The organism is Kitasatospora gansuensis (assembly GCF_014203705.1).
In the GTDB taxonomy this organism is placed as follows: Bacteria; Actinomycetota; Actinomycetes; order Streptomycetales; family Streptomycetaceae; genus Kitasatospora; species Kitasatospora gansuensis.
On record NZ_JACHJR010000001.1, the window covers coordinates 5,728,775 to 5,750,495 of the forward strand.

Here is a 21,721-nt window from a genome sequence, read left to right on the forward strand (position 1 = left end):
ACCGGGGGTATCACCGTGACCACGACCGCAGCACCGAACCTGCTCAACTGCGGCGCCTACTCCGGCGTCGCCGTCGAGACCGCCGACCGCACGGGCCGGCACACCATCAGCGAGATGGTGGCCAGCACCGGCCTGAGCGCGCACACGCTGCGCTGGTACGAGCGGATCGGCCTGCTCGATCCGGTCGACCGTTCGCACTCCGGGCAGCGCCGGTACAGCGATGCCGACGTGCGGAGGCTGGAGTTCCTCGGCCGGCTGCGGCTGACCGGGATGTCGGTCGCGGACATGCTCCGGTACGTCGAGCTGGTCCGGGAGGGTGAACACACCCTGGCGGACCGCCGGGACCTGCTGGTGGCCCACCGCGAGGAGGTCCGGCTGAAGCTGGCGGACCTGCACGCGACCCTGGTGGTCCTCGACTACAAGATCGACCTCTACGGCGACACCCTCGAATCCATCGAAGCTCTCGAAGTTCGCGAAGGCAGGAGCACCGAATGCGTCTCCCCACCGTCCCCCTCGGCCGCAGCGGCGAGCTGATCGGAGCCCAGGGCCTCGGCTGCATGGGCATGTCCGAGTTCTACGGCCCGACCGATACCGCCGAGGCCCTGGCCACCCTGGACGCCGCGCTGGAGGCGGGCGTCACCCTGTTCGACACCGCCGACATCTACGGCTCCGGTGCGAACGAGGAGCTGATCGGCCCGTTCGTCCGGGCCAACCGCGACCGGGTGGTGCTGGCCACCAAGTTCGCCATCGAGCGCCGTGCCGACGACCCGACCTACCGGGCCGTCCGGAACGACCCGGCCTACATCCGCACCGCCGTGGACGCCTCGCTGCGCCGCCTCGGCGTGGACGTGATCGACCTCTACTACATGCACCGGCGCGACCCGGCGGTCCCGCTGGCCGAGTCGGTCGGCGCGATGGCCGAGCTGGTCCGGGCCGGCAAGGTCCGGGAGCTGGGCCTCTCCGAGGTGACCGGGGACGAGCTGCGCGAGGCGTACGCGGTGCACCCGATCGCGGCGCTGCAGTCCGAGTGGTCGCTGTTCTCCCGCGACGTCGAGCGCACCGCCGTCCCGGCCGCCGCCGAACTGGGCGTCACCTTCGTGCCGTACTCCCCGCTCGGCCGGGGCTTCCTGACCGGCTCCTTCGCCGCCGCCGAACAGCTGACGGAGGGTGACTACCGGCGCTACCACCCGCAGTTCAGCGGCCCGAACGCCGCCGCCAACGCGGCCCTGGTCGCCCCGATCCAGAAGGTCGCCGCGGACCGCGGCGTCACCGCCGCCCAGATCGCCCTCGCCTGGGTCCACCAGCGCGCCGAGGTGCACGGCCTCACCGTGGTCCCCATCCCCGGCACCCGCAAGCGCACCCGCCTCGCCGAGAACACCGCTGCGGCGAGCCTGCGCCTCACCCCCGCCGAACTCGCTGTCCTGGAGCCCATCGCCGGCCAGGTCACGGGCACCCGCTACGCCGACATGAGCTCCACCTCGGCGGGCCGGGAGTAGAAGGCACATGCTGCGGCAGCCAGGGGCTCGGGGAACTGCGACGCCGACCCTTGCAAGGTGATCCGTGCGTAGATGGGTAGGCACTTTCGCAGTGACCCGAACGCCAGATCTCCTCGCAGTTCCCCGAGCCCCTGGATAGTGCAACCGAGCCCCCTGCAAAAGTCGCAGCCCCTGGTTACTCCGCCAAGTCCAGGTGCCACCACTGCGTCGGCGCGTCCAGGTCCTCCCACTGCCGGGCGGTGCCGTCCTCGGCGACCTCCAGGGTGAGGCCGCTGACGAAGCTGACCAGGTTGTAGGTGTCGGGGGCGTCGACGTGCCGTTCCAGCAGCCATTCCTGGGCGCCGAAGCCGTTCGGGCCCCAGAGCTGGAGCGGTACGCCGTTGTCGGTGCGGGCGCCGGTGACGTCCAGGCGTCTGCCGCTGCCCTCGCTCTCGAGGTGGTACAGGCCACCGCCGGCGTGTACGGCGGTGATCCGCCAGAGCTGCCCGGCCGAACCGTCTTCCGGCCCCTGCCGGATCTTCGCACCGCTGCGCTGCTTGCCGCCCGCGACCTCGAGCAGCAGCCCGCTGCCGGCGTTGCGCAGCCGGTACAGCCCCTCCTGAATCACCGTCATGGCATCACCGTACGGCCGGCCACCGTCAGCTCCGGGCGGCCCGGGTGACGTCGGCGTAGTCGCCGAGGGCGACGTCGGCGAAGTTGCGCAGGCTGGCGGTGCCGTCGGCGAGGTAGCCGGTGTGGCCGTCGGCGCCGGCCGAGGAGAGCCGGATGGCGCCGAAGGCGGCGGAGGTGGGGTCGGCGCCGTGGCCGAGGCCGCCGACCTCGAGGTAGGGGACGTTGCCGATCCAGTCGGTGGGGTTGCGGGTGGCCCAGACCCGGACGCCGGTGCCGAGGTCGGCGGCGTCGGCCACGCCCATCCCGGGGCTGCCGAAGACCACCAGGTCGGTGGGGGCGGAGTCGTGGATGGCGGGGGCGGCGGTGCCGCAGACCACGGTCCCGTACGAGTGGCAGAACAGGGCGGGCGGCGCGGTGGGGTCGCTGGTGACGGCGAGGCCGGCCAGCAGGCGGGTGAGCCGGGGGGCGGCGGCCTGGGCGAGGCGGTCGGTGACCGCGTCGGGGCCGAGGCCGGCGGGGGTGACGTAGCCGGTCCAGGCGATCACGGCGGTACGGGTGCCGACCGCCTGGCGCTGCTCCTCCGCGTACAGCGCGCGGCCCATTCCGGCGGGCGAGCGCAGCGGGTCGACGGCCTGGTCGAAGTGGCCGAGGTCGGCGTCCGAGCCGGGCACCAGGACGGCCACCCGCTGAGCGGTCGTCAGATCGCCGTACACCTCGCTGACCAGGCCCCGGCCGCGCGGGTCGAAGGCCAGGATCTGCCGCTCGGGGGCGAGCAGGTGGTCGCTGTCGTTGGCCCTGGCCTCGGCCCGGGCGCGGGTGTCGGCGTCCAGCCGCCGGTCGGCGGCGCGGGCCCTGGCCCGGTCGCGTTCGGCGGCGATCGCCAGCCGGTTGGCCCGGTAGCGGAGCTGCAGCGGGGCACCGTCCAGGTTGCCGACCACCAGCGGGTAGTCGGTGACCAGGCGGGCGGTCTGGGCGGCGGTGAGCGTGGCGAAGAAGGCGGCCACGTCGCGGGCGTCGGCGGTCGCGGGGTCGGGCAGGTCGCGGCCGAGCGAGTGGTCGGCGGCCCACTGGGCGCTGCCGGCCGGGGGTGTGGTGATGGCGAGCTGCTCGCTGCCGACGGCGGCCTGCGCGGCCGCCGCGCCGGTGTCGACCAGCACCACGGTGGTGGCGAAGAGGCCTATCAGCACCCGCTTGATCCGCCTGCGGCGCTGCACGGAGCGCGCGTTCTGCTGCGGCAACTGGTCACCATCCTTCGGGCCTGCGGGGTGGTACCACCGCCGGCAACTCCCAGCCAGCGTATGGGCTGGGGAGGCGGGGTGTGCCCGGCTAAACTGTGGGATGGGTCACAGGGTTTCGGGGGTGGACCCGGTTGCCTCGAACTCCCTGACCAGCTTCTTCGGCGCGATGCTCCGCCAGGCATCGGTGAGCAGGTCGCGCAGCTCGTCCGGATCCACTCCGGCCAGCTGGACCAGCACCCAGCCGTGCCGCCCGACGTACGGCGCCGAGGAGTACACCTCGGGCTCGGCGGCCAGCAGTTCGGCCTGGTCCTCCTTGCTCGCCTTGACGATGGCCGCCCCCGATCCCGGCGTCCCCATCGCGAAGATCTTCTCGCCGACCCGCAGGGTGACCGTGCTCTCCCAGGTCAGCCGCTCGGTGGCCCGGGGGAGTGCCAGGGCCGTGCTCAGGAACTGATCGAACGTCACCATGCGGTCAGGGTAAGCGGTACGACTGTCGGACACCTCAGACCACCCCCAGCGCGTACACCGCGAACAGCCCCGCACCCGCGCCCAGCGCGGCCTTCCAGCCCCGGCCCAGCTGCCACGGCGCGTCGAACCGCCGGGCGTACCGGCCGATCAGGGTCAGCGCCAGACCGAACACCGGCAGCCAGGCCAGCCGGGCCAGCACCCAGCCGAGCGAGTCCGGCGCGGTGGTCAGGCCGGGTACGGCGCCCAGCGCGCTGCCGAGCGCGCCGACCGAGAACATCGCGGTCTGGTGCCAGCAGAAGATCGTCATCGCCGAGAGGTTGACCACCACGACCGGCAGCCAGAGCAGCGGCCGCCGCAGCGCCCGGCCGATCCGATCGCGCAGCAGCATCGCCGCGCCGCACTGCACCGAGGCCAGCGCCAGCACCAGCAGGGACGGCGGGTGCGAGTTGGTCCTGGCCACCCCGGGCACGCCGACCATGCTGGCCGGGTAGTGAAAGACCGTCAGCAGTACGGCGAACAGCGCGGCCCCGCCGAACAGCAGCAGCTTCGCGCCGGCCTTGCGGAGCGTGCCCTGCGCCCAGGAGATGCCGAGCTGGTAGGCGAACATCCAGCCGGGCAGCAGGTTGACCAGCGCCAGCCAGGACGGCACCGAGTCGGCCCAGGGGCCGTACCGCAGCACGTCCACCACCGCGACCACGCCGAGCAGCGGGGCCGCCGCCCAGCCGCCGAGCCGGCGGCCGATCCGCAGGCACCAGGGAGTGAGCGCGGTCAGCACCAGGTAGATGCCGATGTACCAGAGCGGCTGCACCACCAGCACGCTCCCGGTCCTGACCGTGCCCTCGGGTACACCGAGCGCACCCAGCAGCGGGATCAGCAGCGCCCAGACCGCCGCCACCCCCAGCACCGGACGGAGCAGCCGGACGGTGCGCTGCCGCAGCCAGTCGACAGTGCTCGCACCGCGTTCCTGCGAGCGGGCCAGCGACTTGGCCGAGGCGTAGCCGCCGACCAGGAAGAACACCCCGAGCATCTGCAGCACCCAGCTCAGCGGGGCGAAGAAGCCGAGCGAGGCGAGCGGGCTGGCGTTGTGCAGCACGCCGTCCGGCGAGGTGGTGAAGCCGCCGAGCAGCCAGTGCCCGACCGGTACGGAGAGCAGGGCGAGGGCGCGCAGTCCGTCCAGCGCGCGGTCGCGGGTGGCGGGGGTCCTGGCGTCCACGGTGGCCGCGCTGCGGCGGAGGTTCGCGACGATCTTCATGGCGGGGCTCCTCACGGGAGATCAGGTGACCTGGTCGGTGCGGCCGAGCGAGATCGCGGCGAAGTTGGCCAGCGAGGCGGTGCCGGGGGCGAAGTAGCCGCTGTGGCCGTGCGAGCCGGTGGAGGCGACCGGCCGGGCGCCGAAGGCGGGGTCGTCCGGGTCGGCGCCGTGGCCGAGACCGAGGAAGGAGACGTTCGGGACCTGGTCGATCCAGTCCTCGTCGTTGCGCTGCGCCACCCAGACCGGGATCCGCAGGTCGGCGGCGCGGTCCACGTCCATGCCCGGCGAGCCGATCGCGACCAGGCCGGTGGCCTGTTCGGGGCCGAGGTCGGCGAGCGAGCAGAGGGCGGTGCCGTAGCTGTGGCAGAGCACGGTGACCGGGCCCGTGGTGGGCACCAGGCCGTTCAGGAAGCGGCTCAGCCGAGGGGCACCGGCCCGGGCCAGCCGGGCGGTGGCGGCGTCCAGGCCGATCTTGACCGGGGTGGTGTAGCCGGTCCAGGCGACCACGGCCAGCCGGTCACCGGCCTGGGCGCGGAGCGCCTTCGCCATCCCGGTCGGCGTGCCGTACGGGGCGGAGGCCCGGTCGACGGTCATCAGGTCGATGTCGGCGCCCGGCACGATCACCGCGGTCCGCTCGGCGCCGGCCAGGTCGCCGAAGACCTCGGCCAGCTGGCCCCGGCCGCGCGGGTCGAAGGCCAGCAGCTGACGGCCGGTCAGCGCGGCGTACCGGTCGGCCTTCGCCCGGGCGGCGGCCCGGTCCCGCTCCGGCAGGCCGCCGTCGGCAGCCACGGCCAGCTGACGGTCCCGCTCCTCCCGCAGGGCCAGCGAGTTGGCGAAGTACCGGAGGGTGATCGGCGCACCGTCCAGGTTCCCCACCACCAGCGGGTGACGGACCGCCAGCGCCCGCTGCTGCGCCAGGGGCAGCTCCTCGAAGAACGCCGCCACCTCGGCCGCACCCGCCCGGCCGGGCTCCGGCAGCCGGAGCCCGAGGGTGGTGTCGGCGGCCCAGGCCGCGCTGCCGGGCGGCGGCCCGGTGACCGCCTGCTGGCCGTCGGCCGCCGCCCAGCCGCCGACCCCGCCGACCGCCAGTACCGCCAGGAGCCCCCCGGCCAGTGCCCGCCCGAATCGTGCTCGCATCCGCTCCAACCCTCCGTCGTTCCGCTGCTGACGGAGAGGAAGGTACGAAGCGGAAGGCCCCGCGATCGTCACACCGCGGGGCCAACCAGGGGGTCGTACCTGGGTACTACTGACCCGGCGTCACCAGGCCCGACTCATACGCCAGGACTACCGCCTGGGCCCGGTCGCGCAGGTCGAGCTTGGCCAGGATGCGGCCGATGTGGGTCTTCACGGTCTGCTCGGCGACCACCAGCCGCTCGGCGATCTGCTGGTTGGACAGGCCGCGGGCGATCAGCTCCAGCACCTCGGTCTCGCGCGGCGTCAGCCCGTTCAGCCGCAGCCGGGGGTCGCGGCGCGGGGCCGGGCGGTTGCGGGCGAAGTCCTCGATCAGCCGCCGGGTCACCGAGGGGGCCAGCAGCGCGTCCCCGGCCGCCACCACCCGGACGGCGGCGATCAGGTCGGCCGGCGGCGCGTCCTTGAGCAGGAAACCGCTGGCCCCGGCCCGGAGCGCCTCGTAGACGTAGTCGTCCACGTCGAAGGTGGTCAGCATCAGCACCTTGGGCCGGTGCACCACGCCGACGGGCGGGTCGAGCAGCCGCCGGGCCGCCTCGAGCCCGTCCATCTCGGGCATCCGGACGTCCATCAGCACCACGTCCGGGTGGGTCCGCCCGCTGACCTCCAACGCCTGCTTCCCGTCGGCGGCGTCGCCGACCACGTCGATGTCGGTCTGCGCGTTGAGCAGTGCGGCGAACCCGGCCCGGACCATCGCCTGGTCGTCGACGATGATTACGCGGATGGTCATCGGGGGGTCTCTCCCAGGGGGTTGACGGGCAGTTCGACGGGCAGCTCGGCGGCGACCAGGAAGCCGCCCGCGGGTGTGCCGCCGGTCTCCAGCCTGCCGGACAGCAGGCGGACGCGCTCGCGCATTCCCACCAGGCCGTGCCCGGTGCCCTCGCCGCCCTCCACCCCGGGGCGGCCGCCCGGTGAGTTCTCCACCGTCACCCGCAGCGTCCCGCCGACGGCGGTCAGCCGGACCTCGGCCCGCGCCCCCGGTGCGTGCCGGACCACGTTGGCCAGCGCCTCCTGCACGATCCGGTACGCCGACAGGCTCACCGCCTGCGGCAGTTCACCCAGTTCGGCCACCTCCGGAGCCACCGTCAGCTCGGCCCGCACCCCGGCCTGACCCACCGTCTCCACCAGCCGTCCGAGCTGCGCCAGCCCCGGCTGCGGCAGCCGGTCGGGCTCGGCCCCGTCACTGCGCAGCACTCCCAGCAGCCGCCGCATCTCGGTCAGCGAACTCCGGGCCGCCGTCGCGATGGTGCCGAACTCCTCCACCGCCTCCGGCGGCAGGCCGCCGATCCGGTACGGAGCGCTGTCCGCCTGCACCGTGATCACCGACATGTGGTGCGCGACCACGTCGTGCAACTCCCGGGCGATCCGGGCCCGTTCCTCCAGCAGCGTGCTGCGCTCGCGCTCGGCCTCGCTGATCTGCTCCTGCTCGGCCAGCAGCCGCTGCGCCTCGCCCCGGCCGCGCACGCTCCAGCCCAGCAGCAGCACCGCCCCCGAGATCGCCACCGTCACGGCGGCGGTCTCACCCGCCCGGTCCTGGTGCAGATCGGAGGCCACGATGCTGGCCGCCAGCGTGACCAGCCAGACCGCGAGCAGGGTCCGCCCCCGCTCCCGCAGCGCCAGCGCCGGCATCAGGAACACGTAGCAGAGCACGGTCGTGATCGGCCACGGCCACGCCCCGGCCGTCGCCGGACTGCCCGCCGTCAGCGCCGCCCCCGCCACCACCCCGGCGGCCATCACCCACCACGCCTGCAACGGCCGGGTCACCGCCAGCAGCAGCGGCCCGGACTGCACCAGCGCGAGCCCACCCGCGACCCCGCCCGGCAGCTCGTAGTGACCGGCCAGCACCACCGTGCCCACCGGCAACAGCGTCGCCACCGCCGAGAACGCCAACAGGTACGGCAGCCAGCGCACCCACGCCCGCCGCGAGGTGGACATCAGCGCGGACCGGCCCTCCACGGGGGTGAGCAGCGCCCGGCCGAGATCGGCCAGCTGGTCACCCGCCTGTTGCAGGCGGTCCAGGACGGGAGAGGGGAGTTGAGGCTTCATCCCGGCCCAGCCTAGGCAACTCCCGAGGCTGCACTATCCAGGGGCTCGGGGCATCAGCCATCAGGGGCTCGGGGAACTGCGACGCCGACCTCAAGAAAGGTGATCCGTGCGTAGGTGGTCAGGCACTTTCGCTTGTGACCCGCACGCCAGACCTCCTCGCAGTTCCCCGAGCCCCTGGATAGTGCAACCGAGCGCCCTGCAAAAAAGTGAGCCTCAGCGCCAGTCGGCGGCCAGCGCCGGGCCGAGCTGGTCGAAGTGCGACTCGATGACGGCGATCATGCCCTCGGGGCCGGGCGCCGACTGGCCGCTGCTCCAGGCCAGGTGGGCGGAGCGGAGCACCCCGCCGAACACGGCGGCGAGCACCCGCGGCCGCAGGTCGACCGCCGGGTCGAGTCCTTCCCGACGGGCGATCAGTTCGGCGATCAGCCGCTCCTGTTCGGTGATCCGCCGGAGGTGGGCAGCGAGCAGGACGGGGGTCTCCTCGATCAGCTGGATGAGTTCGAGGGCGGCGGTCACCCCGGTGTCCGACCCCGTGTCGGACAGGTCGCGCCAGGCCAGCACGATCGAACTCCGCAGCGCCTGCAGCGGATTCTCCGAGGCGGGCCGCTCCCGCAGGGTGGCGACGAAGTAGTCCTCGGCGTCGGCCAGGACGGCGAGCGCGACCTCCTCCTTGTTGGAGAAGTACCGGAAGAAGGTGCGCTGCGAGACGTCGACCTCGGCGGCGATCTCGTCGACGGTGGTGCGTCCGTACCCCTGGCTGAGGAAGAGCCGGTGGGCGGCGGAGACCAGGGCGTCCCTGGTGCGCTGCTTCTTCCGCTCGCGCAGGCCGAGCACCCGGCAGGCGGCCGGTTCGGCGGACGGGAGGGGCTGCGCGGCCATGGGTGGGGCCTTCCGGGAAACAGGGCGGGACTGTGCGGATCGGGACTGTGCTCGTAACGATAGCGCGCTGACAAATGGCAGATCCCAGCAGAAGTCAGCCAACAGCACAAGGCAGTGTTTGCCGAATGTCAGCAGCTGACATAATCTCATCCGGCAGTGGCGCCCGTCAGGCCGGACGACTCGTGGGGACGGGTGGGCCGGGGCGCCACCGCCATGCCTTGTCCCAGCCCCGGAGGGTCCGTCAGATGAGTCAGCCCCTAACCAAGACCGCCAAGGCGGCCGTGCCGCCGCAGCGCAGCGCACCGCCCACCGGTCTCGCACGGTTCCAGGGTCACCCCTGGCTGACCCTGCTCACGGTGGCGGTCGGCGTGATGATGGTGGCGCTGGACGGCACCGTGGTGGCGATCGCCAACCCGGTGATCCAGTCCGATCTGGGCGCCTCGCCCGCCGACATCCAGTGGGTCACCAGCGGCTACCTGCTGGCGCTCGCGGTCTTCCTGATCACGGCCGGCAAGATCGGCGACCGGTTCGGCCACAAGTCCACCTTCCTGGTCGGCGCGGCCGGCTTCGCGGCCACCTCCGCCGCGATCGGCTTCGCGGGCAACATCCAGCTGGTGATCGCCTGTCGCGTGCTCCAGGGCCTGTTCGGCGCGCTGCTCCAGCCCGCCGCGCTCGGCCTGCTGCGCGGCGCCTTCCCGGCCGAGAAGCTGAACATGGCGATCGGCATCTGGGCCGGCGTGATCGGCGCCTCCACCGCGGCCGGTCCGATCGTCGGCGGTCTGCTGGTCGAGCACGTCAGCTGGCAGTCGGTCTTCTTCATCAACATCCCGGTCGGCATCGCCGCCGTGGCGCTCGGCCTGTGGATCCTGCGCGACGTCCGGGTCGAGAACGCCGCCAAGTCCTTCGACGTCCCCGGCATCGCGCTGCTCTCGGTGGCGATGTTCGCGCTGGTCTGGGGCATCATCAAGGCCCCGACCTGGGGCTGGAGCGACAGCAGCACGCTGCTCTTCCTCGGCGGCGCGGTGCTCGCCCTGGTGCTGTTCGCGTTCTGGCAGACCAAGGCCAAGGAGCCGCTGATCCCGCTCAGCCTGTTCCGCTCGGTGCCGCTCTCGGCGGGTGCCCTGCTGATGGTGCTGATGGCGTTCGCGTTCTTCGGCGCGATCTTCTTCGTGACCTTCTACCTGCAGAACGTCCACGCCATGACGCCCGTTCAGGCGGGCGTCCACCTGCTGCCGATGACCGGCATGATGATCGTCGGCGCCCCGGCGGCCGGCGCCGCGATCGGCAAGGTCGGCCCGCGGATCCCGATCGTGGTCGGCATGGTGCTCACCACCGTGGCGATGTACGGGATGTCCACGCTGACCTCGGACTCCGGCACCGGCGTGATGTCGCTCTGGTTCGTCCTGATGGGCCTGGGCATCAGCCCGGTCATGGTCGGCGCCACCGAGGTCATCGTCGGCAACGCCCCGCTGGAGCTCTCCGGCGTCGCGGGCGGCCTCCAGCAGGCGGCGATGCAGGTCGGCGGCTCGCTCGGCACCGCCGTCCTCGGCGCGGTGATGGCCGCCAAGGTCACCGACGTGCTGCCCGGCAACTGGGCCGCCGCCGGCCTCCCGCCGGTCGACCCGGCCCAGCAGGCCGGTCTCGACCAGGCCGCCCAGCTCGGCATCGCCCCGCCCGCCCCGGCCGGCACCCCCGAGCAGGTGGTCCAGGGCATGGCCACCGCCGTCCACGAGTCCTTCGTCAGCGGCATGTCGCTGGCCTTCGCGGTCGCCGCCGCCGTCGCCTTCGCGGCGGCCCTGCTCGGCCTGCTCACCAAGCGGGGCGCGACGGACGCCGGTCCGGCCGTGCACATCTGAGCAAGTGTCACCCCGGTGGGGCGCCGTTCATCCGAGCGGTGCCCCACCGGCACGTCCGGCGGCGAACCGGTCCGCCGTCAGCTCGACCACCGGCGCCGGGTAGTCGGGCCGCTCGGCCAGCAGCCAGGGCCGGTGCACGGCGCCGCCCGGTACGTGCGCGAGCTCCGGGACCCAGCGGCGGACGTACGCGCCCTCCGGGTCGAAGCGCTTGGCCTGGGTGAGCGGGTTGAGGATCCGGTTGGGGCGGGTGTCGGTGCCGGTGCCCGCCACCCACTGCCAGTTGAGCTGGTTGTTGGCCACGTCGCCGTCGACCAGCAGGGAGAGGAAGTGCGCGGCCCCCTCCCGCCAGTCGTGGTGGAGCGTCTTGGCCAGGAAGCTGGCGGTGAGCAGCCGGGCCCGGTTGTGCATCCAGCCCTGCGCGGCCAGCTGCCGCATCCCGGCGTCCACGATCGGATAGCCCGTCAACCCGGCCCGCCAGGCGGTGAGTTCGTCCTCGTCCCGGTGCCAGCGGTCGCCGCGCGGGCGGTAGTCCTCCCGCGCGACCGAGGGCCGGGCGGCCAGCACCTGGTGGTGGAAGTCCCGCCAGACCAACTGCCGGACGAAGTCCTCATCCTCGGTCCTGGTGGCCAGTTCGGTGGCCGAGAGGCAGCCGAAGTGCAGGTAGGGGGAGAGATGTGACGTGCCGTCGGCCGCGAGCACGTCCCGGGAGCCCGGGGTCCAGCGCTTCCAGCGGGCCCGCCCGGCGCGCTCGCCGCCGGGCGGCAGCTCGGGGGAGTCGGGGCGTACGAGCGGGACGGGCAGGCTGTCGACGCCGTCCGGCACCGGCACCCGCCGGGGCGCCGCCAGCGGCTTCCGTCGTGGGGCGGCCTGCCAGGCCCGCAGGTAGGGCGTGAAGACCGCGTAGTGGTCCTTGCCCGCCGGGGTCACGGCGCCCGGCGCCAGGGCGGTCAGCACCGCCTCGTGCACCACCAGCCGGCCCCCGAACTCCGCCCGCAGGCGGCCCTCCCGCCGCTGGGCGAAGGCGCTCACCCCGGCCGCGACGTGCACCGACCCGGCGCCGGTCTCCGCCGCCACCCGGGCGGTCTCGGCGACCACGTCACCGCGCCGCAGCACCAGGTACCCGCCGCGTGCGCGCAGCCCGGCGTCCAGGTCGCGCAGGCAGTCGGCGAGGAAGGCGGCTCGGTTGGGCACCGCGAAGCCGGTGGCGGCCACCCCGTCGTCGAGCACGAACAGCGGCACCACCTCGGAGGCGGAGGCGGCGGCGAGCGCGGCGTGCAGCACGGGGTTGTCGTGCAGCCGGAGGTCCTGGGTGAAGAGCGCGATGGCGACGGGCACCCGCCATGGTCCCGCCCTCCCCGCCCGGCCGGCGGCCGACGCGCCGTCCGGGAAAGGCCGAAGGGCCGCCCTCGACGAGGACGGCCCTTCGGTCAACCGGTGATCAGGCGTCGCCGCCCGCCGCACCCGGGTCGGCGGCGGCCACGTCCAGCAGCTGGTAGCGGTCGATCGCCTCCTTGAGCGCGGAGCGGTCGATCTTGCCCTGCTTGGCCAGCTCGGTCAGCACGGCCAGCACGATCGACTGCACGTCGATGTGGAAGAACCGGCGCGCCGCACCACGGGTGTCGGCGAAGCCGAACCCGTCGGCGCCGAGCGACTGGTACTGGCCCGGCACCCAGCGGGAGATCTGGTCCGGCACCGCACGCATCCAGTCGGAGACCGCGACGAACGGACCCTCCGAGCCGGACAGCTTGGTGGTGACGTACGGGACCCGCTGCGGCTCCTCCGGGTGGAGCAGGTTGAACTCCTCGGCCTCCACCGCGTCGCGGCGCAGCTCGTTCCAGGAGGTCGCGGACCAGACGTCGGCCTTGACGTTCCACTGCTCGGCCAGGATCTGCTGGGCCTGCAGGGCCCACGGCACCGCCACACCCGAGGCGAGGATCTGCGCCGGGATCGTGCCCGCCGTGCCGGGGGCGTACTTGTGGATGCCCTTGAGGATGCCCTCGACGTCCACGTTCTCCGGCTCGGCCGGCATCTTGATCGGCTCGTTGTAGACCGTCATGTAGTAGAAGACGTCCTCGCCGTGCGGGAACTCCGCTGACGAGCCGTACATCCGCCGGATGCCGTCCTGCATGATGTGCGCGATCTCGAAGCCGTACGCCGGGTCGTACGCGACGACGCCGGGGTTGGTCGAGGCGAGCAGCTGCGAGTGGCCGTCCGCGTGCTGCAGACCCTCACCGGTCAGCGTGGTGCGGCCCGCCGTGGCGCCGATCACGAAACCGCGGGCCAGCTGGTCGGCCATCTGCCAGAACTGGTCACCCGTGCGCTGGAACCCGAACATCGAGTAGAAGACGTAGACCGGGATCAGCGGCTCGCCGTGCGTCGCGTAGGACGAACCGGCGGCGATCAGCGAGGCGGTGCAACCGGCCTCGGAGATGCCGTCGTGCAGCATCTGGCCGGTCTTGGACTCCTTGTACGCCAGCAGCAGCTCGCGGTCGACCGACTCGTAGGTCTGGCCGAGCGGGTTGTAGATCTTGGCGGACGGGAAGAGCGAGTCCATGCCGAAGGTGCGGTACTCGTCGGGGGCGATCGGCACGAAGCGGTTGCCGATGCCCTTGTCCCGCATCAGGTCCTTCAGGACGCGGACGAAGGCCATCGTGGTCGCGATGGTCTGGTTGCCCGAGCCCTTCTTGACCGCCTTGTAGGCGTCGTCGCCCGGCAGCTCCAGCTTGCGCGGGCGCACCTTGCGGGTCGGCATGTAGCCGCCCAGCTCGCTGCGCCGGTCGTGCATGTACTGGATCTCTTCGGAGTCCTTGCCCGGGTGGTAGTAGGGCGGGTAGCCCTCGTCGAGCTGCTTGTCCGTGATCGGCAGGTGCAGCCGGTCGCGGAAGCGCTTGAGGTCCTCGGTGGTGAGCTTCTTCATCTGGTGGGTCGCGTTGCGGCCCTCGAAGTTCGGACCGAGGGTCCAGCCCTTGACGGTCTGGGCCAGGATCACGGTCGGCTGGCCCTTGTGCTCGCGGGCCGCCTTGTACGCCGCGTAGACCTTGGCGTGGTCGTGACCGCCGCGGCCCAGGTGCTGGATCTGCTGGTCGGTCATGCTCTCGACCATCTTGCGCAGCCGCAGGTCACCGCCGAAGAAGTTCTCGCGGATGTACGCGCCGGTCTCGGTCGCGTAGGTCTGGAACTGGCCGTCCACCGTGGTGTTCAGCTTGTTCACCAGCACGCCGTCGCGGTCCTGGGCCAGCAGCGGGTCCCAGCTGCGGTCCCAGACCAGCTTGATGACGTTCCAGCCGGCGCCGCGGAACTGCGACTCCAGCTCCTGGATGATCTTGCCGTTGCCGCGGACCGGGCCGTCGAGGCGCTGCAGGTTGCAGTTCACCACGAAGGTCAGGTTGTCCAGGCCCTCACGGGCGGCCAGCGAGAGCTGACCGAGCGACTCGGGCTCGTCCATCTCGCCGTCGCCGAGGAAGGCGTAGACGTGCGAGGACGAGGTGTCCTTGATGCCCCGGTGCTCCAGGTAGCGGTTCATCCGGGCCTGGTAGATCGCACCGAGCGGGCCGAGGCCCATCGAGACGGTGGGGAACTCCCAGAAGTCCGGCATCAGCCGCGGGTGCGGGTAGCTGGAGAGGCCGTACGGCGCCTTGGACTTCTCCTGGCGGAACGCGTCGAGCTGGGTCTCGCTCAGTCGGTCCAGCAGGAAGGCACGGGCGTAGATGCCGGGGGAGGCGTGACCCTGGAAGAAGATCTGGTCACCGGACTCGCCCTCGGCGTCCTTGCCGCGGAAGAAGTAGTTGAAGCCCACGTCGTAGAGCGACGCGGAGGAGGCGAAGGTGGCGATGTGGCCACCGACTCCGATGCCCGGGCGCTGGGCCCGGGAGACCATCACGGCCGCGTTCCAGCGGGTCGCGTTCAGGACCTTGCGCTCGATCTCCTCGTTACCGGGGAAGAACGGCTCGTCCTTGGTGGCGATCGTGTTGACGTAGTCCGTGCTGCGCATCTCGGGCACGGCGACACGCTTCTCGCGGGCGCGCTCGATCAGACGGAGCATCAGGTAGCGGGCGCGCTCGCGGCCCCGCTCGTCGATGGCCGCATCAAGCGACTCGAGCCATTCCGCGGTCTCCTCGGGATCGAAGTCCGGGACCTGACTCGGAAGGCCGCCAATGATGATCGGGTTGCGATCTGCTCCGGAAGCCACGCTGTTCCTTCACTGTCGGTCGAAACTGAGGTGTGTCGCGCCGCCTCCATCGTGTACCGCAACTCGGAGATCCGTCATATCTACCGATGGGTAACCGTTCCGCCTGGTGAGCGGTCCGATCGGATGGTGCGCTGGGCGTCGTTGCCCGTCACGCGCCATCGGGTGGTACGAAGAGGTGGACCGACCTTGGACCTGAAATCTCTTCCAGGCTTCCCGGGGGTCCGATGGCGGACTTCCGGGACGAGGGCCAACAGGAGACTTTACGCCCGCACGGGTGTGTAGCCCGAATGCCGTTCGCATCTCGGTCATTCTCTCGGGTCACCCCTGTTGCAACCGGCAGCATCAGGGGTCCGTACAGAAAAGGGCAAATCGGTGTGATTCCTGACACGCCAGCCGGGCGTGTCCCCGCCCGAGACGTCAACCTTTGGGTGGGATCGAGGTGCGGGTACTTGCGCGAACCGCCGGTCCCGTGTGGACTACGGCCAAGCCTCGGCAAGGATGTCGAGCCGAATACTGGAGGTTATTCCCGTGAGCGCGACCGCGGACCCCGCGGACAAGTCCAACCCGGCGCACCGTCTCGGCTTCGAGCCGGGCCAGATCGTCCAGGAGCTCGGGTACGACGAAGACACTGACCAGGATCTCCGCGAGGGAATCGAGGAGATCACCGGTACTGAACTCGTCGACGAGGACTACGACGACGTCGCCGACGCCGTCCTGCTGTGGCACCGCGAGGAGGACGGGGATCTGACCGATGCCCTCGTCGACGCCCTGGAGTACCTCGCAGAGGGCGGCCTGGTCTGGCTGCTGACGCCCAAGACCGGCCGGGACGGGCACGTGGAGGCGCACGAGATCGCCGACGCCGCCAAGACCGCCGGCCTCTCCCAGACCAGCTCGGTGGCCCTCGCCAAGGACTGGGCGGGCACCCGTCTGGCCACCCCGAAGTCGGCGAAGACCGGCAAGCGCTGACCCTCGGAACATCTCGGAACGGGCCCCGCTGGAGTTTTCTCCAGCGGGGCCCGTTCGTTTCCGCGGGTGGCCTGTAGGTGCCGCCGGTGACCTTGTTCACCCAGGGCGAAATCGGGGACGGATCGGGCAACTGCCCTCACCCGTTCGGCGGAACGCCCCCGATCGGATGCGAGGATGCCTGAGGCACCCGACCACAGGCACCGACGCAGGAGGACCAGCATGGCGATCGAGGTAGGCACCGAGGCTCCCGACTTCGAGCTGAAGAACCAGCACGGCGAGCTGGTCAAGCTCTCCGACTTCCGGGGTGAGAAGAACGTCGTCCTGGTCTTCTACCCGTTCGCGTTCACCGGTGTCTGCACCGGCGAGGTCTGCGCGATCCAGAAGGAGCTGCCGCGCCTGCAGAACGACTCGGTGCAGGTGCTCGCGGTCTCCAACGACTCGCCGTTCACCCTCCGGGTCTTCGCCGACCAGGAGGGCCTGGACTACCCGCTGCTCTCGGACTTCTGGCCGCACGGCGAGGTCTCGAAGGCGTACGGCGTGTTCGAGGAGGAGAAGGGCTGCGCGGTGCGCGGCACCTTCGTGATCGACAAGGCCGGCGTGGTCCGCTGGTCGATCGTCAACGGCCTCCCGGACGCCCGGGACGAGCAGGCCTACCTGGCCGCCGTCGACGCGCTCTGAGTCACCCCTGAGAGACCCTCCGGCGGTCCGCCGGAGGGTCTCCGCGCGCGCTGGTGGACATTCGTACGGTCGGCCGGGCCGGGTCACTGCCCACGGTGGGGAACCCGGCACTACGATCGGGCCGTTGGGCAGAGTGAAACACCATCAGCGCTTTTGGAGGACCAAGTGGGTGTCAGCCTCAGCAAGGGCGGCAACGTCTCGCTCACCAAGGAGGCCCCGGGCCTGACCGCGGTCATCGTCGGCCTCGGGTGGGACGTCCGGACCACCACCGGCTCGGACTTCGACCTGGATGCCAGCGCGCTGCTCCTGAACGCCGAGGGCAGGGTCGGTTCGGACGGCAACTTCGTCTTCTTCAACAACCTGAAGAGCGCGGACGGCTCGGTCGAGCACACCGGTGACAACACCACCGGTGAGGGCGAGGGCGACGACGAGCAGATCAAGGTCAACCTGGCCGCCGTGCCGGCCGACGTGCTGCGGATCAACTTCCCGGTGTCGATCTACGACGCCGAGAACCGCCAGCAGAACTTCGGCCAGGTCCGCAACGCGTTCATCCGGGTGGTGAACCAGGCGGGCGGCGCCGAGATCGCGCGCTACGACCTCTCCGAGGACGCCTCGACCGAGACCGCGATGGTCTTCGGCGAGCTGTACCGCAACGGCGAGGAGTGGAAGTTCCGGGCCGTCGGCCAGGGTTACGCCTCCGGCCTGCGCGGCATCGCCCAGGACTTCGGGGTCAATGTCTGACCTCTGGTCAGGGTGAATAGGCTTGGGGCCGGGGTCGGCCGGAGCGTTCGCGCTTCGATCGGCCCCGGCCTTCGCCGTTCTTCGGCGTGGGTCGAGTTCAGGAAGTTCAGCGGGCCGGTAAGGGCCCGGAGAGCGTCGCGGGGGCGTACACCTGGGAGGTCGATCGCCCGGGGAGGGCGACCCGCGGCACCGTACGGCACACGTGACCGGGTGCGGTACGGACGGGAGCCCCGGCGACGGGGGGAGCTGGAGGAAGCATCATGAGTGTCACGCTCGCCAAGGGCGGCAACGTCTCGCTGACCAAGGCCGCGCCGAATCTGACGCAGGTGCAGATCGGTCTGGGCTGGGACGCCCGTTCCACCACGGGCGCCGCCTTCGACCTGGACGCCAGCGCGCTGCTGTGCAGTGGCGGCCGGGTGCCGGACGACAACCACTTCGTCTTCTACAACAACCTGCGCAGCCCGGAGGGTTCGGTCGAGCACCAGGGCGACAACCTGACCGGTGACGGCGACGGTGACGACGAGACCGTGGTGGTCAACCTCGAACTGGTGCCCGCCACCATCGACAAGGTGGTCTTCGCGGTCTCGATCTACGACGCCGAGACCCGGCTGCAGAACTTCGGCCAGGTCAGCAACGCGTACATCCGGGTGGTGAACCTGGCGGACGGTCAGGAGATCGCCCGCTACGACCTCTCCGAGGACGCGTCCACCGAGACTGCGATGATCTTCGGTGAGCTCTACCGCTACCAGGGCGAGTGGAAGTTCCGCGCGGTCGGCCAGGGCTACGCCTCCGGCCTGCGCGGCATCGCCCTGGACTTCGGCGTCAACGTCCAGTAGCCCCCCGCCCCTCCTGCCCCCTGTCACCTGAAAGGTAAACAACTCCCGTGGTCCTCCGTACATTCGGCTGGTCGTTCGGCATCACCGCCGCCGGCCTGATCGCCGCCGGCCTGCTCTGGGGGTGGGAGGGCTTCGGCATCGTGCTGATCCTCTCGATCCTGGAGATCTCGCTCTCCTTCGACAACGCGGTGGTCAACGCCACCGTGTTGAAGCGGATGAACCCGTACTGGCAGAAGATCTTCCTGACCGTCGGCGTGCTGATCGCCGTCTTCGGCATGCGGCTGATCTTCCCGCTGCTGGTGGTCGGCCTGACGGCGCACCTGAACCCCGCGACCGTGATCGACCTGGCGCTCAACGAGGGCAAGGAGTACGCCGGGCACACCTACGGCGATTACCTCGAGCTCGCCAACCCGGCGATCGCGGCCTTCGGTGGCATCTTCCTGCTGATGATCTTCCTGGACTTCATCCTGGAGGAGAAGGACTTCAACTGGCTCTCCTGGCTGGAGCGTCCGCTGGAGAAGGTCGGCAAGCTGGACGCCTTCTCCTCGGTGATCGCCCTGGTGACCATCGCCGTGGCGGCCAACGTGTTCGCCGGTGACAACGCCGAGACGGTGCTGCTGGCCGGTCTGCTCGGCCTGGCCACCTACCTCGCGGTGAACGGCCTCTCCAGCGTCTTCGAGCACCGCCTCGAGGAGGACGCCGAAGCCGAGGAGGAGGCCGAGAAGTCGGGCAAGACCCTGATCCAGGTCGGCGGCCGGGCGGCCTTCTTCCTGTTCCTCTACCTCGAAGTCCTGGACGCCTCGTTCTCCTTCGACGGTGTGGTCGGCGCGTTCGCGATCACCCAGAACATCTTCATGATCATGCTCGGCCTGGGCATCGGCGCGATGTACATCCGCTCGCTGACGGTCTACCTGGTCCGCAAGGGCACCCTGGACGACTACGTCTACCTCGAGCACGGCGCGCACTACGCGATCGGCGTGCTGGCGGTGATCCTGCTGGTCGGGATCAAGCACCACGTGCCGGAACTGGTCACCGGTCTGGTGGGCGTCGGCTTCATCGCCGCCGCCTTCGCCTCCTCGGTGCTGCGCAACAAGCGTGAGCAGGCCCTGGAGGGCGGCAGCTGACCTCGGGTCAGGAACGCGGAAGGGCCCCCGACCTGAGGTCGGGGGCCCTTCGTGCGTCGTGCGTCAGCCGAGGCGCTGCTCGATCGCCCGGAGCTTGCGCTCCAGGGTGTCCAGCGAGTCCAGCTTGGGCAGCGACTGGGTGTCGTCGTCCACGGTCAGGTCGACCGTGGAGCCACCGCCGACGGCGGCCCGCGGGCGGCGGCCCGCGTTCAGCGCGGCCGGCTCCAGTGCGGACGGGCCGACCTTGGCCATCGGGTCATCCGCTAGCGCAGGCTCCGTAGCGGACTGTCCGTCGCCGGACCCCGCGGTCAGGGCCGGCACCTGGCGGCCGCCGCGGCCGCGGCCGAGCACCCCGCCGCCGGCCCGGGAGATCGCCTTCAGCTCGGCCCGCTCGCGCCGGTCCGCACTGCGGGCCCGGGTCTTGGCGTCCATCTTGGCCTGCCGCTCCTCGCGCACCTCGTCGACCGCCTCGTCCAGGCTGCGGACGTTCTCCAGCAGCATCAGCGACCAGGCCGCGTAGGTCTCGCGCGGGGCGCGCATCCAGCGGACGATCCGGATCTGCGGCAGCGGGCGGGGCACCAGGCCCTGCTCGCGCAGCGCGGCCTTGCGGGTCTGCTTCAGCGCCCGGTCGAACAGGATCGCCGCCGAGATGGACATCCCGGAGAAGAACTCGGGGGCACCGTCGTGGCCGCCACCGCGCGGCGCGTGCACCCAGTTGAACCAGGCCGAGGCGATCGCGAAGACCCAGACCAGCAGGCGGGAGCCGAGCGCGGCGTCACCGTGGCTGGCCTCGCGGACGGCGAGCACCGAGCAGAACATCGCGGCGCCGTCGAGACCGAACGGGACCAGGTACTCCCAGCCGCCGGACAGGCCGAGGTTCTCCGTACCGAAGCCGACCAGGCCGTGGAAGGAGAGCGCGGCGGCCACGCCCGCGCAGCAGAACAGCAGGACGTACGAGGAGATGCCGTAGACCAGTTCCTTACGGCGGCGGCGCTCCTCGCTGCGTTCCCAGGAGTCTTCGGTGGATTCGACCTTGCTGTTCTTGAACCGCAGGGCGGCCACCAGCAGAGCGGTGAACAACAGGGCCGAACCACCTACTACGGTCCAGACCAGCTGTATGGAGGTGAGGTTCATCGCGGCGTGGGCCTCGGCTTTCCGCAGTTCGGGGCAGCGGCGGGTGCGTCGGACCGGGCGGCGCGTCGACGGCGCCGCGGCAGGAGGTCCGAGCGTACCCGTACGTGACGGCAGGTACACATGTGCGGCTAGACGATATCGCGTCCGGGAGGCGTGCATGCTACGGGAGGTGACTATCCATCTGCCGTCGTGACACGCCCGGTATCTGACGGTGACTCGGCCCCCCGGCTGGGTAGGGGTCCGGTACGGTGGGCTGGCCGATCTGGGGAGGGAAGCGATGGTCTCGTTCTGGGATTACCTGCGCAGGGATCGTGACAGCTTCGACACCGGGAGCCAGTACAAGATCACCCTGACCAAGTCCCAGCCGCAGCACGCCCTGACCGGCCCGGCGGCCACCACCGGCTACCTGTACGTCAACCTGCACTGGACCACCCGCACCGCCGAGTCCACCGCCCCGGGCGCCTCGCTCAAGCGGCTGCTCAGCCCGCGCATCCTGCGGCCGATGGAGCCGGACAGCTACTCCCGCCCGCAGGTCAACGTCGACCTCGACCTGGCCTGCATGTACGAACTCGCCGACGGCACCACGGGGGTGGTGCAGCCGCTCGGCAAGTACTTCGGCGACCTGCAGCGGCCGCCGTACATCAAGCTCAGCGGGGACGACGTCTACGGGGCGCCGTCCGGCGAGACGATGTACATCAACCTGGAGAAGAAGGACCAGTTCCGGCGGCTGCTGATCTTCGTCTACATCTACGACGACACCCCGGCGTTCGACCGTACGCACGCCACCGTGACGATCGTGCCGCAGACCGGGCCGCGGCTGGAGATCGCGCTGGACCAGCGGGCCGCGACGGCCCGTTCGTGTGCGGTGGTGCTGATCGAGAACACCGGGGACGGGCAGTTGACGGTCCGTCGGGAGGTTCGGTACGTGCACGGGTTCCAGTCCGACCTGGACCGGCTGTACGGCTTCGGGATGCAGTGGCAGCGCGGCTACAAGGCCAGCACGCCGGAGTCCTGAGCG

General features: G+C 71.3%; 20 protein-coding genes. 9 read left to right on the top strand and 11 right to left on the bottom strand.

The genetic code is table 11. The features are described 5' to 3' along the window. Positions 1-9: 9 nt before the first annotated feature. Both F4556_RS25790 and F4556_RS25795 read left to right on the top strand, forming a co-directional pair. Entirely contained in the window at positions 10-534 is a 525-nt protein-coding gene (locus F4556_RS25790) for a MerR family transcriptional regulator (RefSeq protein ID WP_376775803.1), read from the top strand. Beyond that, on the top strand, positions 492-1,496 hold the full coding sequence (locus F4556_RS25795; protein WP_184920042.1) for an aldo/keto reductase: 1,005 nt from the start codon (positions 492-494) through the stop codon (positions 1,494-1,496). Before F4556_RS25790 ends, F4556_RS25795 begins: the two co-directional genes overlap by 43 nt. Positions 1,497-1,671: 175 nt before the next feature. Here the strand turns inward: F4556_RS25795 and F4556_RS25800 are convergent, their stop codons facing one another. The 8 genes from F4556_RS25800 to F4556_RS25835 form a co-directional block, all read right to left on the bottom strand. Continuing rightward, positions 1,672-2,109 carry an RICIN domain-containing protein gene (locus F4556_RS25800; RefSeq protein ID WP_184920044.1) on the bottom strand — a complete coding sequence of 146 codons (438 nt, stop codon included), beginning with the start codon at positions 2,107-2,109 and terminating at the stop codon, positions 1,672-1,674. 25 nt (positions 2,110-2,134) lie between these two features. Beyond that, complete coding sequence (locus F4556_RS25805; RefSeq protein ID WP_184920046.1) at positions 2,135-3,346, bottom strand: alpha/beta hydrolase; 1,212 nt, start codon at positions 3,344-3,346, stop codon at positions 2,135-2,137. A gap of 105 nt (positions 3,347-3,451) precedes the next feature. Next, the gene (locus F4556_RS25810; RefSeq protein ID WP_184920048.1) at positions 3,452-3,814 is read right to left on the bottom strand and encodes an MmcQ/YjbR family DNA-binding protein; all 363 of its coding nucleotides are present in this window, start codon (positions 3,812-3,814) and stop codon (positions 3,452-3,454) included. 34 nt (positions 3,815-3,848) lie between these two features. After that, positions 3,849-5,066 carry an acyltransferase family protein gene (locus tag F4556_RS25815; RefSeq protein WP_184920050.1) on the bottom strand — a complete coding sequence of 406 codons (1,218 nt, stop codon included), beginning with the start codon at positions 5,064-5,066 and terminating at the stop codon, positions 3,849-3,851. A 21-nt stretch (positions 5,067-5,087) separates the two neighbouring features. Beyond that, entirely contained in the window at positions 5,088-6,203 is a 1,116-nt protein-coding gene (locus tag F4556_RS25820) for an alpha/beta hydrolase (protein WP_184920051.1), read from the bottom strand. A gap of 106 nt (positions 6,204-6,309) precedes the next feature. Beyond that, positions 6,310-6,984 (bottom strand): response regulator, encoded by a 675-nt coding sequence (locus F4556_RS25825; protein ID WP_184920053.1) that lies wholly within the window; start codon positions 6,982-6,984, stop codon positions 6,310-6,312. Further along, positions 6,981-8,300: a sensor histidine kinase gene (locus F4556_RS39185; protein WP_184920055.1), complete on the bottom strand. Its 1,320-nt coding sequence runs from the start codon at positions 8,298-8,300 to the stop codon at positions 6,981-6,983. The genes F4556_RS25825 and F4556_RS39185 overlap by 4 nt, the downstream gene beginning before the upstream one ends. Positions 8,301-8,513: 213 nt before the next feature. Continuing rightward, positions 8,514-9,179: a TetR/AcrR family transcriptional regulator gene (locus F4556_RS25835; RefSeq protein WP_184920057.1), complete on the bottom strand. Its 666-nt coding sequence runs from the start codon at positions 9,177-9,179 to the stop codon at positions 8,514-8,516. A gap of 245 nt (positions 9,180-9,424) precedes the next feature. Here F4556_RS25835 and F4556_RS25840 point away from each other — a divergent pair, with 245 nt between their 5' ends. Beyond that, positions 9,425-11,035: an MFS transporter gene (locus tag F4556_RS25840; protein WP_184920059.1), complete on the top strand. Its 1,611-nt coding sequence runs from the start codon at positions 9,425-9,427 to the stop codon at positions 11,033-11,035. 27 nt (positions 11,036-11,062) lie between these two features. On the opposite strand, the gene F4556_RS25845 is transcribed toward F4556_RS25840, so the two are convergent. Both F4556_RS25845 and aceE read right to left on the bottom strand, forming a co-directional pair. After that, positions 11,063-12,370 carry a cryptochrome/photolyase family protein gene (locus F4556_RS25845; RefSeq protein WP_184920061.1) on the bottom strand — a complete coding sequence of 436 codons (1,308 nt, stop codon included), beginning with the start codon at positions 12,368-12,370 and terminating at the stop codon, positions 11,063-11,065. 103 nt (positions 12,371-12,473) lie between these two features. Continuing rightward, positions 12,474-15,224 (bottom strand): pyruvate dehydrogenase (acetyl-transferring), homodimeric type, encoded by a 2,751-nt coding sequence (gene aceE, locus F4556_RS25850; RefSeq protein WP_184920063.1) that lies wholly within the window; start codon positions 15,222-15,224, stop codon positions 12,474-12,476. A 528-nt stretch (positions 15,225-15,752) separates the two neighbouring features. Between aceE and F4556_RS25855 the strand changes: the two genes are divergently transcribed. From F4556_RS25855 to F4556_RS25875, 5 genes are all read left to right on the top strand, one after another. Beyond that, complete coding sequence (locus F4556_RS25855; protein ID WP_184920065.1) at positions 15,753-16,190, top strand: DUF3052 domain-containing protein; 438 nt, start codon at positions 15,753-15,755, stop codon at positions 16,188-16,190. 219 nt (positions 16,191-16,409) lie between these two features. Further along, positions 16,410-16,868 carry a peroxiredoxin gene (locus tag F4556_RS25860; protein WP_057238818.1) on the top strand — a complete coding sequence of 153 codons (459 nt, stop codon included), beginning with the start codon at positions 16,410-16,412 and terminating at the stop codon, positions 16,866-16,868. Between the two features lie 165 nt (positions 16,869-17,033). Beyond that, complete coding sequence (locus F4556_RS25865) at positions 17,034-17,609, top strand: TerD family protein (protein ID WP_184920067.1); 576 nt, start codon at positions 17,034-17,036, stop codon at positions 17,607-17,609. A 260-nt stretch (positions 17,610-17,869) separates the two neighbouring features. Then, on the top strand, positions 17,870-18,445 hold the full coding sequence (locus F4556_RS25870; protein ID WP_184920069.1) for a TerD family protein: 576 nt from the start codon (positions 17,870-17,872) through the stop codon (positions 18,443-18,445). Positions 18,446-18,492: 47 nt separating this feature from the next. Further along, complete coding sequence (locus tag F4556_RS25875; RefSeq protein WP_184920072.1) at positions 18,493-19,569, top strand: DUF475 domain-containing protein; 1,077 nt, start codon at positions 18,493-18,495, stop codon at positions 19,567-19,569. Positions 19,570-19,632: 63 nt separating this feature from the next. On the opposite strand, the gene F4556_RS25880 is transcribed toward F4556_RS25875, so the two are convergent. Beyond that, positions 19,633-20,703, bottom strand: coding sequence for a DUF2637 domain-containing protein (locus F4556_RS25880; RefSeq protein ID WP_184920074.1), 1,071 nt, complete (start codon positions 20,701-20,703; stop codon positions 19,633-19,635). A gap of 277 nt (positions 20,704-20,980) precedes the next feature. Here F4556_RS25880 and F4556_RS25885 point away from each other — a divergent pair, with 277 nt between their 5' ends. Beyond that, complete coding sequence (locus F4556_RS25885) at positions 20,981-21,718, top strand: TerD family protein (protein ID WP_184920076.1); 738 nt, start codon at positions 20,981-20,983, stop codon at positions 21,716-21,718. The last annotated feature ends 3 nt before the right edge of the window (positions 21,719-21,721 follow it).

What these genes read in the sequence shown, in the direction of transcription:
- F4556_RS25840 (WP_184920059.1), top strand. Translation starts at nt 9,425, where the DNA reads ATGAGTCAGCCCCTAACCAAGACCGCCAAGGCGGCCGTGCCGCCGCAG.
- F4556_RS25870 (WP_184920069.1), top strand. Translation starts at nt 17,870, where the DNA reads ATGAGTGTCACGCTCGCCAAGGGCGGCAACGTCTCGCTGACCAAGGCC.
- F4556_RS25835 (WP_184920057.1), bottom strand. Translation starts at nt 9,179, where the DNA reads ATGGCCGCGCAGCCCCTCCCGTCCGCCGAACCGGCCGCCTGCCGGGTG.
- F4556_RS25825 (WP_184920053.1), bottom strand. Translation starts at nt 6,984, where the DNA reads ATGACCATCCGCGTAATCATCGTCGACGACCAGGCGATGGTCCGGGCC.
- F4556_RS25860 (WP_057238818.1), top strand. Translation starts at nt 16,410, where the DNA reads ATGGCGATCGAGGTAGGCACCGAGGCTCCCGACTTCGAGCTGAAGAAC.
- F4556_RS25795 (WP_184920042.1), top strand. Translation starts at nt 492, where the DNA reads ATGCGTCTCCCCACCGTCCCCCTCGGCCGCAGCGGCGAGCTGATCGGA.
- F4556_RS25815 (WP_184920050.1), bottom strand. Translation starts at nt 5,066, where the DNA reads ATGAAGATCGTCGCGAACCTCCGCCGCAGCGCGGCCACCGTGGACGCC.
- F4556_RS25820 (WP_184920051.1), bottom strand. Translation starts at nt 6,203, where the DNA reads ATGCGAGCACGATTCGGGCGGGCACTGGCCGGGGGGCTCCTGGCGGTA.
- F4556_RS39185 (WP_184920055.1), bottom strand. Translation starts at nt 8,300, where the DNA reads ATGAAGCCTCAACTCCCCTCTCCCGTCCTGGACCGCCTGCAACAGGCG.
- F4556_RS25800 (WP_184920044.1), bottom strand. Translation starts at nt 2,109, where the DNA reads ATGACGGTGATTCAGGAGGGGCTGTACCGGCTGCGCAACGCCGGCAGC.
- F4556_RS25885 (WP_184920076.1), top strand. Translation starts at nt 20,981, where the DNA reads ATGGTCTCGTTCTGGGATTACCTGCGCAGGGATCGTGACAGCTTCGAC.
- F4556_RS25880 (WP_184920074.1), bottom strand. Translation starts at nt 20,703, where the DNA reads ATGAACCTCACCTCCATACAGCTGGTCTGGACCGTAGTAGGTGGTTCG.
- F4556_RS25810 (WP_184920048.1), bottom strand. Translation starts at nt 3,814, where the DNA reads ATGGTGACGTTCGATCAGTTCCTGAGCACGGCCCTGGCACTCCCCCGG.